At 64.6% G+C, this 14,467-nt stretch carries 3 protein-coding genes; all 3 read left to right on the top strand.

Translation table 11 applies throughout. From position 1 onward, the window contains the following. The first annotated feature begins 9 nt into the window (after window positions 1–9). The 3 genes from J3P96_RS14985 to J3P96_RS14975 are packed head-to-tail and all read left to right on the top strand — an operon-like array spanning window position 10 to window position 14,461. A complete protein-coding gene (locus tag J3P96_RS14985; RefSeq protein ID WP_434651977.1) occupies window positions 10–9,042 on the top strand; it encodes an amino acid adenylation domain-containing protein in 9,033 nt (3,010 codons plus the stop codon). Then, entirely contained in the window at window positions 9,039–12,821 is a 3,783-nt protein-coding gene (locus tag J3P96_RS14980) for a non-ribosomal peptide synthetase (protein WP_434651975.1), read from the top strand. The genes J3P96_RS14985 and J3P96_RS14980 overlap by 4 nt, the downstream gene beginning before the upstream one ends. Continuing rightward, window positions 12,818–14,461 carry a cyclic peptide export ABC transporter gene (locus J3P96_RS14975; RefSeq protein ID WP_434651973.1) on the top strand — a complete coding sequence of 548 codons (1,644 nt, stop codon included), beginning with the start codon at window positions 12,818–12,820 and terminating at the stop codon, window positions 14,459–14,461. The genes J3P96_RS14980 and J3P96_RS14975 overlap by 4 nt, the downstream gene beginning before the upstream one ends. Window positions 14,462–14,467 lie beyond the last annotated feature (6 nt).

The raw sequence follows: 14,467 nt of genomic DNA, 5'->3' as shown, positions 1-14,467 counted from the left end.
ATGAGTACGATGACGCAACAAGCTTTCCTGGAGATTGCGCAGCGGCTGGCATCCTTGCCCGCGGACAAGAAAAAAGTCTTTCGCCAGCGCCTGGCCGAGAAGGGCATCGACAGCTGGCGCCTGCCGATCGTCCCCGCCGTGCTCGGCGAAGGCGAGCACAGGCCGCTGGCGCAGGCGCAGCGGCGCTTCCTGTCGGCTGAAGCCCTGAGCAGCCGGGCCCTCTACAATCTGTGCTCGGTGCTGCGATTCGACGGGCGTCTGGACGGCGAGCGTCTGCAGCAGGCGATGCAGCAAGTCGTCGATCGCCACCAGATCCTGCGCACTCGCTACACCACGGATGCCAACGGGCAATTGCAGCCTCATTGCGCGCCGCAACAGGTCCGCTTGCCAGCCGTCGAGCGGCTGACGTTGGCGGCGTCTGACCAGGCGCAATGGTGCGCCGATGAGTACGCCCGCCAACTTGCCGAACCGTTCGACCTGGCTCAGTCGATGCCTTGGCGCTGGCAAGCGTTCAGTGACGCCCAGGAGCAATCCACCTGGCTGTTTTTCACCATCCATCACGTCGCCTATGACGCCTGGTCGGCCCAGCAACTCACCTTTGAACTGGCCGAGGCCTATCGGGCGCTCGCTTCGAACCAGCCTGCCGCACAACCCGAGTTGAGCATTCAATACGCCGATTACGCCGCGTGGGAACGCGAGTGGCTGGACAGCGACACTTGCCGGCAGCACATCGACTTCTGGCGCGACCAACTGGCGGACGCGCCGGCGCCCCTGGCGTTGCCACTGGACCGGCCGCGCCCTGCGGCCACCCAACGTCGCCACAGTGGCGCGATCCTGGCCCGGGAGCTATCGCCGCAACTGACCGCAACGGTGGAGGCGGCCATTCGCAACCAGGGGGTGACGCTGTATATCTACGGCCTGACGGCCTTTACCTGCCTGCTGTCGCGCTACAGCGGCGAGACCGATCTGTGCCTGGGCACGTCGGCGGCCCAACGTGACCGTCCGGAGCTGGTGCCGCTGATCGGCCCGTTGCTCAATACCCTGGTGATCCGCCAGCGTCTGCAGGACAACCCGGACTTCGGCAGCGCCTTGCTGCGGACCCGCGAAACGGTCGCGGCCGCATTCGACCATCAGCAGTTGCCCTTTGAAAATATCCTCGAAAGCCTTGAGCGTCCGCGTTCGAGCCCGCTGTTCCAGGTCATGTTCGTTCAGGTTGATCTACCCGAAAGCCGCACCCTGGCCTTGCCCGGTGTGGCGGTCGAGGTGCTCGACCCGCCGCAACGGCATGCGCGTTTCGACTTGACGCTGCGCATGGTACGTAGCGCTGACGCGCGACTGCGCTGCGAGCTGGAGTACAGCGACGAATTGTTTGATGCGGCGACGGTCGAGCAGATGCTCGACGACTTGCTGGCGATTCTGCACGAGGGCTCGGTGCATCCGCAGCGACGCCTGGCGGATCTGCAACTGGTTTCGCCGCCCAGCGAGTTGCATGGCCCCGCCCTGGATACGGCGCCGTTGCCGTTGGACCGGCAAGTGTTGCACTGGGCCAATCAGACGCCGTCCGCTGCGGCACTCTGCAGCGCTGGGCGGACCCTTGATTACGCCACGCTCGGCGCCGCCAGTCGGTCGATGGCCGCGCGGCTGGCCGGGCAGGGCATCGGACCTGGGCAGGTGGTTGCTCTGTGCATGCCACGCTGCGCTGAACAGCTGTTGGCGACCCTGGCTTGTTGGCAGCGTGGCGCGACCTGCCTGTTCCTCGACCCGGCGCAACCGCCGCAGCGCCTCGCGCAGTTACTGCAAGACAGCAGCGCGAGCCTGTGGGTGACGCTGGCGCACGCGCCTGAAGCCGGCGCTGGCCTCGCGCATCTGGTGATGAGCGACGCCGACTGGTCGGCCGATGCCAATGTCGGGCAGGGCGAAAGCCTCAGCCAGCCGCAGTTGCCTGCCTACCTGATCTATACCTCGGGCTCGACCGGCCAACCCAAAGGCGTGCTGGTCAGCCATGCCAACCTGGCGCATTACGCGAGCGCAGTCGGCCAGCGCTTGCACGCCTTACCCGGCAGCCGTTGGGCGACCCTGGCGACCGTCGCCGCGGACTTGGGGCTGACCTCGGTATTCGCCGCGCTCGCCGCTGGCGACCCGCTGGTCTTGCCGCCGGCGTCGTTGGCTTTCGATCCACCCGGCTGGGCTGACTTTCTTGATCAGAATCCCGTCGATTGCCTGAAGATCGCGCCTTCGCATCTGCGCGGCTTGCTGGCATTGGACGATGCCCGTCGGGTGTTGCCCAAGGACATACTGATCCTCGGCGGCGAGGGGTTCGATCAGGCCCTGTTCGCCAAGGTGCATGAACTGGCGCCGCAACTGCGTATCTTCAATCACTACGGCCCGTCGGAAACCACGGTTGGGGTGGTCTGCGGGGAAATCACCGGGTCCGACGCACTCGAAGCGGGTCAATACTTGCCGTTGGGCCAGCCTTTGTCCGGCTGCGAGTTGCGCATCGTTGATGGCAATGACAGAACCGTACCGCTCGGGGTTGCCGGTGAGCTGTTGATTGGCGGGCCCCAGGTTGCCCAGGGCTACCTCGGGCAACCCGGGTTGACGGCGCGCGCGTTCGGTTGCACGGCCCAGGGGCAGCGATTCTATCGCAGCGGTGACCGGGTGCGCCTGGATCGCAACGGGCGGCTGGTATTCCTCGGGCGCCAGGACGATCAGGTCAAGATCCGTGGTTTTCGTGTCGAACCGGGCGAGGTCAGTGCCTGGCTCAACGCCCAACCCCAGGTGCGCGAGGGGGCGGTGCTTGCCTGCGAAGTGAAAGGACGCACGCAACTGGTGGCCTACCTCACCCCCGGGATCGGCTCTTCGATGACCACCGAAGCCTTGGCGATGCTGCAAGCCGAGGCCAAGCGCCAACTGCCGGAACACATGTTGCCGGCCTATTGGCTGGCCCTGGAGACACTGCCGCTGACCGCCAACGGCAAGCTCGACCGGCGCGCATTGCCCGAGCCCGCAACGGATGAGCCGAGCGCTGAAACCGTCGAGCCACCGAGCGGTGCGACCGAACAGCGCCTGGCGCTACTGTGGTGCCAGATTCTCGGTTGCGCGCAAGTCGGGCGCGGGGATGATTTTTTCGCCCTCGGCGGCGACTCGATTCTCAGCCTGCAATTGATCGGCCTGGCTTCACGGGAAGGGTTCAGGCTGCAACCTCGCGATGTCTTGCAGCATCCGACATTGGTGGCCATGGCGCTGTGCATCGATTGCCGCGCCGAGCCGGCCTTGCTCACGGTGCTGACGGCCTTTCGCGAGCTGCTCGGCCAACCCGCGCTGGGCGCGGATGCGGATTTTTTTGCCATGGGCGGCGATTCGATCCTCAGCCTGCAACTGATCGCGCGCTTGCGTCAGGCCGAGCTGCGCCTGATGCCTCGGCAATTGTTGGAGAACCCAACCCCTCGGCAGTTGGCCAAGGCGCTGACGCCGGTCGTGGCGCCTGTCGTCGCGGCGGTCGAGCCGAGTGACGTGGCGAAGCAACCACAGCCGCTGTCCCACGCCCAGCAACGGGTGTGGTTCATGCAGCAGCTCGATCCGGCTGAAACCGCCTACAACGTCACCCAGTTGCTGGCCTTGCGCGGCGATCTGGATGTGCCGCGTCTGCAACGTGCCTGTCAGGCGCTGGTCGCCCGTCATGATGCGTTGCGCTGCCGCTTCTTCGAAGAGCAAGGGCAAGTATGGCAGCGCCTGGACGATACGCCCGCGGCGATCTTCAACGTCCACGATATCGGCGGCCTGACCGGGGCGGAGCAGGATGCGGCCATCGCCAGCGCGGCCAAGCGGGTGTTCGACCTCTCGCAGGGGCCCTTGCTGGCGGTCGATGTGTTTTGTGTCGCACCCGCTGACTACCGCTTGCTGTTCAATGTGCATCACATTGCCGTGGACGGTTGGTCCATGGGCCTGCTGGTCGAGGATCTGACGTCGCTCTATCAGGAGCGGACGCTGTCTTCAACAAGCGCTCTGCTGCCGTTGATCAATGCGCAGCGGCAACAGTTGGAAGGGGACCACGGCAAGACGCTGTTGGCTTATTGGCGGCAACGCCTGGAAGGCTTGGGCAACGAGCCTCTGGAACTGCCCGGACAACCCACTCGGCCGGCAGTGCAGGCGTACGCCGGAGCGCGGGACGAGTTCGCTTTGCCCGGTACGCTGAGTGCCGCTGTGGAGGCGCGGGCAAGGGCACTAGGCGTCACACCGTTCGTGGTGTATTTCGCTGCGTATCAATTGCTGCTCTGGCGTCATGGCGGACGCAGTGATTTCGCCGTCGGCGTTCCAGTGGCCGGACGCGAGTCGGCAGAGAGCCAGGCGCAAGTCGGCCTGTTCGTCAACACGCTGGCGCACCGGGTGCAGATCGATGCTCGCCAGAGCCTGCAATCGTTCGTCCAGGCCTTGAACGGCAGACTGAGCGAGGACCTGGCTCATCAGGCGCTGCCGTTCGAGCAATTGCTCGACGTGCTGAATATCGAGCGCAGCCTGGATCGCACGCCGGTGTTCCAGACGATGTTCAACTACCAGGTCGACCACCAGCAGTCCCGCAGCCTGAACCTGCCCGGCGTCAGCGCACAGGCCCTGGCATTGCCGGGCGGGGTGGTGAGCGCCAAGTTCGACCTGACCTTCAACCTGTTCACCCAAGGGCGTGGTGCCGAGGCCAGGACTTGGTTGATCGTCGAATACGCGACCGCGCTGCTGCAACCGGGCACCACCCGGCGGCTGGTGGAGGACTATCAGGGATTGCTCGCCAGCCTGGCGGGTATTGACCTTCAGACACGCTTGCCGGAAATCCCGCTGCGCTCCGTCGCGACCCTGGTGACTGCCGGTGAGCCGTTGCAATTGTCCGGCGAAGCGGATTTCGTGACGCGTTTCGAAGCGCAAGCCGCTGCGCATCCCGAGCGCATCGCGGTGTACTGCGCTGATCGGCAGATAAGCTACGGGACGCTGGATGCCCAGGCCAACCGCCTCGCTCATTGGCTATTGGCCCAAGGCGTGGGCACCGAATCGATGGTTGCCTTCTGCCTGCCTCGGGATGAGCGGTTGCTGGTGTGCATGCTGGGCATTCAGAAGGCCGGGGCGGCTTACCTGCCGCTCGATCCCGGCCATCCACCGGCTCGCCAGGCGCAAATCCTCGACCGGGCGCAGCCGCATCTGCTGCTCTGCGATTCGCCGAGCGTCGATCTGCCGGCGCCGTTGCGCGTGTGCCCATGGGCGGACCTGCCGCTGGGGCAATTCGCGGCCCAGGCGCCGGAATTGGCGGCCAACCTTGGGCAGCTGGCCTACACCCTCTATACCTCGGGCTCGACCGGCCAACCGAAGGGCGTGCAGATCAGTCGCGGCAACTTCGCCAACTTCCTGCTGGCCATGGAACAGGCGCTGCCCTTGGCGAATGTGCAGCGCTATCTGGCCTTGACCACGGTCACCTTCGACATCTGTGGCCTGGAGCTGTGCCTGCCGCTGGTGCGTGGCGGTGCGGTCGTCCTCGCCGACGATGACGAGCGCCAGGATCCGCTGCTGCTTGCGCGCTTGATCGAGGAAAAAAATGTCGACCTGATCCAGGCCACACCGGCGACCTGGGCGATGTTGCTGCAAGGCGATCGCCAGGTGCTCAAGGGGCGCGTGGCCCTGGCCGGTGGCGAGGCAGTGTCGGCCGAATTGGCCCACGAGCTGAAGCAGTGCGTGGCGCAACTGATCAACGTCTATGGCCCGACCGAGACCACGGTGTGGTCGACCCAGACGCCGATCGATGCGCTGCAACTGCCCGTCGCGCCGATTGGCCGACCGCTGCTGAACACGCGCTGTCATGTTCTCGACGAACACCTGTGCGAGGTGCCGCCTGGCTGCGTGGGCGAACTCTATATCGCCGGCGACGGCCTGGCCCGCGGTTATGCCGGGCAGCCGGGGCTGACCGCCGAGCGCTTCATTGCCGACCCGTTCGGGGGTAACGGCGGGCGTTTGTATCGCACTGGCGATCTGGCGCGCTGGCAGCCCGACGGCCAGCTGTACTACCTCGGGCGTACCGATGACCAGATAAAGTTGCGCGGGTACCGCATCGAACTGGGAGAAATCGAGGCGGTTCTGCTCAGCCATCCCCAACTGCTGCAGGCGGTCGTGGCCGTGCAAGGCGAGCACCTGGCGGCGTTCTGGGTGGCGGAGGCTGAAAACGCACCTGACGAGGCGGCTGTGCGCGACTATCTGCAGACACGTTTGCCGATCTACATGTTGCCGACGCACCTGCAAGCGCTGGAGCGGCTGCCGCTCAACACCAACGGCAAGGTCGATCGCAAGCAGCTGCCGCGCCTGCTCGCGGTGGTCGACAGTGCACCTGCTACCGAGCGCGCCTTGTCGGCGAGCGAGGCCTTGCTGATGCAGATCTGGACCTCGGTGTTGCACGTGCAACACGTGCCGGTTGATGGCCATTTCTTCCAAATGGGCGGGCATTCGCTGATGGCCGCTCAAGTGCGTGGGCGCTTGCGCGAGCAGGGGTTTGACGTGCCATTGCGCTGGCTGTTCGAAACGCCGGTGCTGGCGCAACTGGCTGAGCGAATCGAAGGGCTTGCGGGGCAGCAGGCCCCGGCTTCGCTGACGATCTCGCCGGTTGATCATGAGGTCGAGCAACCCTTGTCCTCGGCGCAACAGCGGGTCTGGTTGATGCAGCAGCTGGACCTTGCCGACAGCAGTTTCAACATGAGCAGTAATGTCCGTTTGCGCGGGCAATTCGACATTCAGGCCCTGGAGCGTTCATTGCAGCGGCTGGTAAGCCGCCACGCCATCCTGCGCACCACCTATCACCAGCGGGACGGCGAACCGCGCCAGCGCATCCACTCGCAATCGACAGTGGCCCTGGAAACCGTCGCGTCGACGCAAGCGCAGTGGCCGGTTGAAGCCCGGGACAGGGCACTGCGCCCCTTCGACCTGGTTCGCCAGGCTCCGCTGCGGGTGGTCCTGTATCGCCTCGGCGAACAGGATCATGTGCTGCAAATGATCATGCACCACATTGCCTCCGATGGCTGGTCCGGCGCTATTCTGGTCGATGAGCTGATCGAGGGCTACGAGCCCTATAGCACCGGCGTGCTACCGAGCCATGAAGCGTTGCCGATCCAGTACGTCGATTACGCCGTATGGCAAGGTTCGGCCGCGGTCCGATTGCGTCAGCGTGAAGGCCTGGACTTCTGGCGACGGACCCTGGCCGGCATTCCCGCGCAGGTGCCGCTGCCGTTCGATTTCCCGCGTCCGGAGCGTGACAGTGGCGCCGGGGCCGCAGTGGATTTCCAGTTGCCGCCCGCCATGGTCGGTCGGCTCAAGAGGTTCGCCCAGGACAGTGGCACGTCGCCGTTCATGGTGCTGCTGACTTGTTATGCCGCGGTTCTGCAACGCGAGACGCAGGGTCGCGATCTGGTGATCGGTACGGACGTTGCGAACCGCGACCATCCGGCCACCGAATCGCTGATCGGCTTCTTCGTCAACCTGCTGGCCTTGCGTGTCCGCCTGCAACCGGAGTTGAGTTTCCGTGAGCTGGCGCTCCAGGTGCGTGAGGTCTGCCTGCAAGCGTTTGCCTGGCAGGACACGCCGTTCGAACAGGTCGTGGAGTGCCTCGAGCTGCCGCGCGTCGCCAATGTCCACCCGCTGTTGCAGACCTTGTTCGTGCTCGACAACACACCACGCCAGCAGCGTCAGCTGGGCGATCTTCAGGTCGAGCCGCTGGCCGGCGAGCAACACCATTCCAAGTTCGACATGGCTCTGTTCGCCAGCGAAGACTCTGATGCCATCAGCCTGCGCTGGGTGTACCGCACCAGCCTGTTCCGCCAGGCCACCGTCGAGCGCTTGCGCCATGCCTTCGAGTCACTGCTGGAGCTGGCCCTCGGCGCGCCGGACAATCCCATCGATACCTTGATTCCGACTGTAAAGGGAGCCGCTGCAATGTCCACGGACAACCCGCTGCAACGCAAAATGAGCAAATTGGGCAAGATGCGCCAGAGCGGATCGGCGGCGACCCGTGAGCCCATCGAAGCCCGGCCGCTGCGAGAGGAGGCGAAATTTCCGCTGCTGGTCTCGCTGCGTGACCGTGAACTGGCCCCGGCTATCTGGGCCGAAGCCAACCGCGACAAGGTCGAAAACTGGCTGCGCGAGCATGGCGGTATCCTGTTCCGTGGGTTCGACCTGCCGACACCGGCGGATTTCGAGGCGTTCTGCCAGGCGCTGTGCCCGCAGTTGTATGGACAGTACGGCGACCTGCCGAAGAAAGAGGGTGGCAAGAACATCTACAAGTCCACGCCATACCCCAAGGACCGGATGATCCTGTTCCATAACGAGAGTGCGCACCAGCACCGTTGGCCGCGCCGCCAGTGGTTCTACTGCGAGACGCCAGCGACCTCCGGTGGCGCGACGCCGATCGTCGACAGCCGCCAGGTCTACCGCGAACTGCCGGCCTGGTTGCAGGCAAACCTGCGGCGCAAACAGCTGATGTACGTGCGCAATTTCAGCGCCAGCCTGGACGTCAGCTGGCAGCATTTCTTCCAGACCGAGGATCGGGCCGAGGTCGAGCGGATCTGCCGTGAGAGCAACATCGAATTCCAATGGCGCGGCGCCAACGAGCTGCACACCCGCCAGGTTTGCCCGGCGGTGATCCTGCATCCATTGACGGGCGAAGAGAGCTTCTTCAACCAGATCCAGCTGTACCACCCGGCGTTTCTCGATGCCGATATCCGCGAGCAGTTCCTGCGCGATGGCGAAGCCGCCATGCCCAGGCAGGTGTTCTACGGTGACGGCTCGGACCTTGAGCCGGCTGCCATCGATGCCATCAATGCCGCCTATGACCGCTGCGCCGTGCGTTTCGATTGGCAACAGGGCGATGTGGTCATGCTCGATAACATGCTGGCGGCGCATGCCCGGGATCCGTTCGAGGGCGAGCGCAAGATTGTCGTGGCCATGGGCGAGATCTATGGTCGTCACCAGGTAATGGCTGCCCCTGCGCAGACCGAAGAGCATTCCGCAGAGTTGACCCCATGATGGATCTTGGACTGACGCTTTCACCGCAACAGAAACAACTGGCCCAGGCCAATCCGCAAGCCTGGCGCTGGGTCCGCATGCGCTTGGCGGGCGTGCCCGAGGGCATCGTCGAGCAACGCTTGCGCGACGCCCTGGCGCAGCATCAGGCGTTGCGCCTGCGTTACGAGCGCCCACTGGGCGCCACCGGCCTGCGCCAGCGGGTTATCGAACCTGATGCACTGCGGCTGGACTGGCGCCAGGGGCGGGCAGCCGACGGTCACGATGGACAGTCGTGGCTGGAGGCGGCCCGGCGTCGTTGCGACGCCGAGCAACCCGACATTCTCGCCTGGCAGCTCGACGATCTGTTGCTGTTGGCAGTCCCGATCTATTCACTGGACCAGCGCAGCCTGATCGGCTTGCAGGAACACTTGCTCGGGCGTGCCGCAGCGCTGGACGACGAGCCCATGCAGTACGCCGACTATGTCGAGTGGATCAACGGCCTGCAACTGGATGAAGACGCCGAGCAGGGCGCGCAGTTCTGGCGCAACCTGGCCTTGCAGGACATTCCCGGCATGCGCCTGGTCGAGCGCTATGGCATCGCCAGCGGACGTCACGCAGTCGTCCGCCAGGAACTTGAGCAGCGCTTGCCAACGATGCTCACGGCACTGGCCGATCGTGAAGGCGTGGCCGTCGAGCAGTGGGTGCTGGCCGCCTGGGGTTCATTGCTCGGCAGGCTCAACGGGCAGCAGCAGGGGCAGTTGGGGTTGCAACACGATCCTCGCGACAACTACGAGGAATTGTCCGGCGCGTATGGGCTGTTCGAGCAGACTTTGCCGATGGTCTTGCAAGTGTCCGAACACAGCACGCTGACCAACCTGGCCCGGCAACTGGCCCGGCAATTGGAGAGTGCCGTGGACTGGCAGGAATATGTCGGCCAGGCACAGTTGTTGCCCGAGTGGCGGGCCAGCTTCCAGGCCGGCCTGCGGGTCTCGCCCGTGCCGCAACTGGACATGTCGCAGTGGCTGTCTTTCGACACACCGGTCGAACTGCAACTGCAATTGACGCTCGATGCCCAGGGCCACGGCGAGCTGGCGTTGGCATACGACCTCGGCCTGTATCGCGAGGGGCAGATGCAGACGCTGCTCAAGCGTTTTGCCCATTGGCTTGGCCAAGTGGTGCAATCGCCCGACGGGCTCATCGCAGACATTGATGCGCGCCTGCCTGAAGAACGGCTGGCCTCGGCGCAGCCTGCTGCCCTTGGACCGGACCTCGATATCATCGCGACCTTGCGCCGCCATGCCCAGGCACAACCGTCGCATCCGGCGCTGCGGTATGCCGAGCAGGTATTTTCCTACGCTGACCTGGATGCCCTGAGTGATCGTGTCGCCGGCAGCCTGAACCAGGCGGGCGTGGGCCGCGAGCAGGTCGTTGGGCTGTATCTGCCGCGTGGCGCGCAGATGCTGATTGCGATGCTGGCCTGCTTCAAGGTGGGGGCCGCGTATCTGCCGTTGGACCCACAGCAACCACCGCTGCGTCTGGCCGGCATACTCGACGACGCCCAACCGGCGTTGTTGCTGCACCTGGAAGGGCTGTTGCCCGAGACATCGGTGCGGACCCTGTGCTGGACGCAGGCGAGCAACGGGCCGGCGTTCGCCTCGCCAGTCTCCGGCACAGCGCAGGACCTGGCCTACGTGCTCTATACCTCGGGCACCAGCGGCAAGCCCAAGGGTGTGCAGATCGAACAAGGGCAACTGCGTCACTACGCCACCCAGGTGATCCACGCGTTGCAATTGCCCGAGGGCGGGCATTACGGGCTGGTGTCCTCGTTGCTCGCAGACCTGGGCAACACCGTGCTGTTCCCGGCGTGGCTGCGGGGCGGCTGCGTGCATGTCCTGGCGCAGACGACCGTGACCGATGCGCGGGCGTTTGCCGATGAGCTTCGGCGCTACCCACTGGACGTGCTCAAGATCGTACCTTCGCACCTCGAAGCACTGATGGGCGAGCAGGCCGCCGACGTCCTTCCACGCCAGGTCCTGGTGCTGGGCGGAGAGCCGATCGGCGAGGCGCTGTTGACCCGCCTGGCGCAGGCCGGACCGACCTGCCGTGTTTACAATCACTATGGTCCGACCGAGACCACGGTAGGGGTGTTGTGGCGGGCGATCGATCTGGAACAGGGGGTGAGTGGCTGCGCATTGGACCAGGTGTTGGGTGCCAACCGTATCCACCTGCTCGACGAGCGGCAGCGGCCGGTACCGTCAGGCCAGGCCGGCGAGTTGTGCATCAGCGGCGCCAGCGTTGGTCGGGGTTACGTCGGCAATGTCGGCGGCAACGCCTTTGCTGTCGAGCCTGCCACTGGTCATCGTCTGTACCGTACGGGTGACCTGGCCATGCGCCAGGCCGATGGGGCCGTGCGCATTCTGGGGCGCAACGATCAGCAGGTGAAAATCCGTGGGTTTCGCCTCGAGTTGGCCGAGGTCGAGCAGGCAATGCTGGCCCAGCCAGGCATCTCGCAGGCTGCTGTGCTGCTGGACGGCGAAGGTGACCACGCCCGATTGCTGGCCTTCGTGGTCACGGAGGAGGCGTATTCGCAAGGCACGGATCAGTTGCGCGCCAGCCTGGCCCGCCAGTTGCCGGACTACATGCTGCCCAGCGCTGTCCTGGCGCTGAAGGCCATGCCGTTGAACAACAATGGCAAGCTCGATCGCAAGAACCTGCTCGAACGCGCCCGGCAGCGTTTGCACAATACCCGCGTGGCACCGGTCGGCGAGCTGGAGGCGGCGACCCTCGCCATCTGGTGCGAAGTATTGGGAGTCGAGGACCTTGGCGTCACCGACAACTTCTTCAATGTCGGTGGGCATTCGCTGGCCGCGATCAAGGTGGTGTCGCTGATTCGTGAACGGTTGGGCCTCGACCTGCCGACCAACCTGCTGTTCGAACGCCACACCGTGCGTGACCTCGTCCAAGGCCTGGGCGAGATCGACAGTGGTCCGTGGAAGGTCCTGAACACTGCCGATCCGCAAGCCCCGGCGCTGTTGCTGGTGCATGGGGCGCAAGGGCATCTGCAGGCCTACCAGCCGCTGGTGGACAACCTGCGCGACGGCGTCGCGGTGTTTGGCCTCGCCGCGCTTGAAAGCGGCTGGGCCGAGGGCGACATGGATGCACTGCTGCGCCGATACGTGGCGAGTATCCCGGCGCAGCTCAAAGAGCGTCCGCTGGTACTGTTGGGCTGGAGCCTGGCCGCGCGCCTGGCGATGTTGCTGGTGCCGCATCTGCAAGCAAGTGGTTTCAGGGTCGCCGGGTTGGTGGTGCTTGATCACGATGCGCAGCGCAGCCTGGCCGGCGAGGGTGATGAAGCCGGCCAGTTGATTGCCGATTTCGCTTTTTATTGCCGCAGCCACGCCCAGCCGCTCGGCGAGTCGCTACGGGAACGGTTGACGGGCCTGTTGGCCGGCCTTGACTATGCCGAGGGTGTCGCCCGGCTACTGGACGACGAACAGGTGCGCGCGCATCTGCAATGGGAATCGGCCGACGCGGAATTGTTGGCGTTGATGGCGCAATATCGCGCGATCAAGACCCGCTTGTACCAGCAGGCCTTGCCGACTGTCGATGTGCCGGTGTGGCTCTGGCGCGGCAATGCCCACGGCGATTTGCGCGCGTCATGGCAACGCCATGCCTTGCAACCGGTCAGCCAGTGGACATTGGACGTGGGGCATCATGAAATGCTCGGCGAGCCGCGACTGGTCGAAAACCTGCTGCCTTTACTGTTGCAAAACTCTGCCAAGGTGGTGCCGGTCCCATGATGTTATTGAAAGAACTGCTGCATGATGCGCGATGGCGCATCTTCCTTGCGGTGCTGTGCAGTGCCTTGAGCGCGGCCACCAGTATCGGCCTGATCGGCTACATCAACCGTTGCCTGGAACAAGGCCTCGATGACCTCGGTCGGGGCTTGCTGCTGTTCGGTGGCCTGTTGGTGCTGTTGTTCATCAGCGGAGTCGTCTCGCAATGGTTGCTGGTGCAGATCGGTCATCGCCTGGTCTACCAGCTGCGCCTGCGACTGGTGGGCAAGGTGCTGGGCACCGCGCTCGAACGCGTCGAACGGCTGGGCAGCCCACGTATCTACAACGCGCTGACCAAGGATGTGACCACCGTCGCCACGGCGTTCAAGCAACTGCCGATCTCCTTGTACAACGGTTTGCTGCTGTTGGCGGGGCTGGCCTACATGGGCTGGTTGAGCTTGCCGTTCTTTTGCCTGACGCTGGCGGTGATCGCCGCTGGCGTTGGTTTCGATGTGTTGCTGGGGCGCAAGGTCAAGACCATGATGCAGGCTGTCCGGCAACAGGACGACCAATTGACCGAGCAGTTCGAAGCCACGATCCAGGGGCGCTGCGAGTTGGGCCTGAGCCGCGAGCGCCGGCATCTGCTTTATCAACACAAGCTGGAACCCATCGCGCGCGCCTCGCTGGACGCCTCGGTGCGCGCCGACACCCTCTGGGCGGTGAACCTCAATTGGACGACACTGCTGGTGTTCATGTTGATCGGCACCCTCTTTTTCCTCGGCCAGGGGCTGGGCTTGCTGGACCAGCAGGTGGTGGTCGGCTACGTGTTGGCGATCATGTTCCTGCGCACGCCCATCTCGATGATCCTCGACGCCATTCCCGCAGTGATCCGCGGTCATGTCGCGTTGCAGGCCATCGACGCGCTGGCGCTTGGCGAGACGGTGGAATTCAAGACGCCGGCGCAAGCGGCGCAGCCGTTTCGCGAACTGCGCCTGGCGAACGTGCATTACCGTTATTCCGGCAAGAACGAGGAGTTTGCATTTGAACTGGGTCCGATCGACCTGACGATTCGCCGTGGCGAGCTGATTTTCATCGTCGGTGGCAATGGCAGCGGCAAGTCGACCCTGGCCAAGCTGCTGACCGGCCTCTACGTGCCCGCTTCCGGGGAGGTGTCACTCAATGGCGTGGTACTGGATGCCACTACCAGTGAGTGGCACCGGGAGCATTTCGCCGCGATCTTCGCCGACTTCTATCTATTCGCCGATGTGCTGGGCGAGGCGGGAGACCATGAAGGGCTCGAAGCCCGGGTGGACCATTATCTGGAGCGCCTGGGGCTGGCCCACAAGGTCGAATTCGCCGCCGGGCGCCTGTCCACCACTGCCTTGTCCCAGGGGCAGCGCAAACGCCTCGCGTTGCTGTTGCTGATGATGGAAGGCCGGGAAGTGTTCCTGCTGGATGAGTGGGCGGCGGACCAGGACCCGGTCTTCCGCCATGTGTTCTACAACGAGTTGCTGCCCGAGCTGAAGGCCGCCGGCAAAACTGTCATCGCGATCACTCACGATGATCGTTATTTCGATGTGGCGGACCGGGTCTATCGCCTCGACTACGGCCACCTCGTCGATTACGACCGGGCCACGGAGAACCCTTTTCAGCTGGTGAAATAACGGCTG

Origin of the sequence: Pseudomonas sp. R3-56 (genome assembly GCF_051132075.1) — a bacterium.
Classification (GTDB): domain Bacteria; phylum Pseudomonadota; class Gammaproteobacteria; order Pseudomonadales; family Pseudomonadaceae; genus Aquipseudomonas.
The sequence above is the reverse complement of the archived record's forward strand: the minus strand, read 5'-3'. Positions and strand labels throughout refer to the sequence as shown.

Bases quoted from the DNA above. Each gene is read 5' to 3' on its own strand.
- J3P96_RS14980 (WP_434651975.1), top strand. From the start codon at position 9,039: ATGATGGATCTTGGACTGACGCTTTCACCGCAACAGAAACAACTGGCC.
- J3P96_RS14975 (WP_434651973.1), top strand. From the start codon at position 12,818: ATGATGTTATTGAAAGAACTGCTGCATGATGCGCGATGGCGCATCTTC.
- J3P96_RS14985 (WP_434651977.1), top strand. From the start codon at position 10: ATGACGCAACAAGCTTTCCTGGAGATTGCGCAGCGGCTGGCATCCTTG.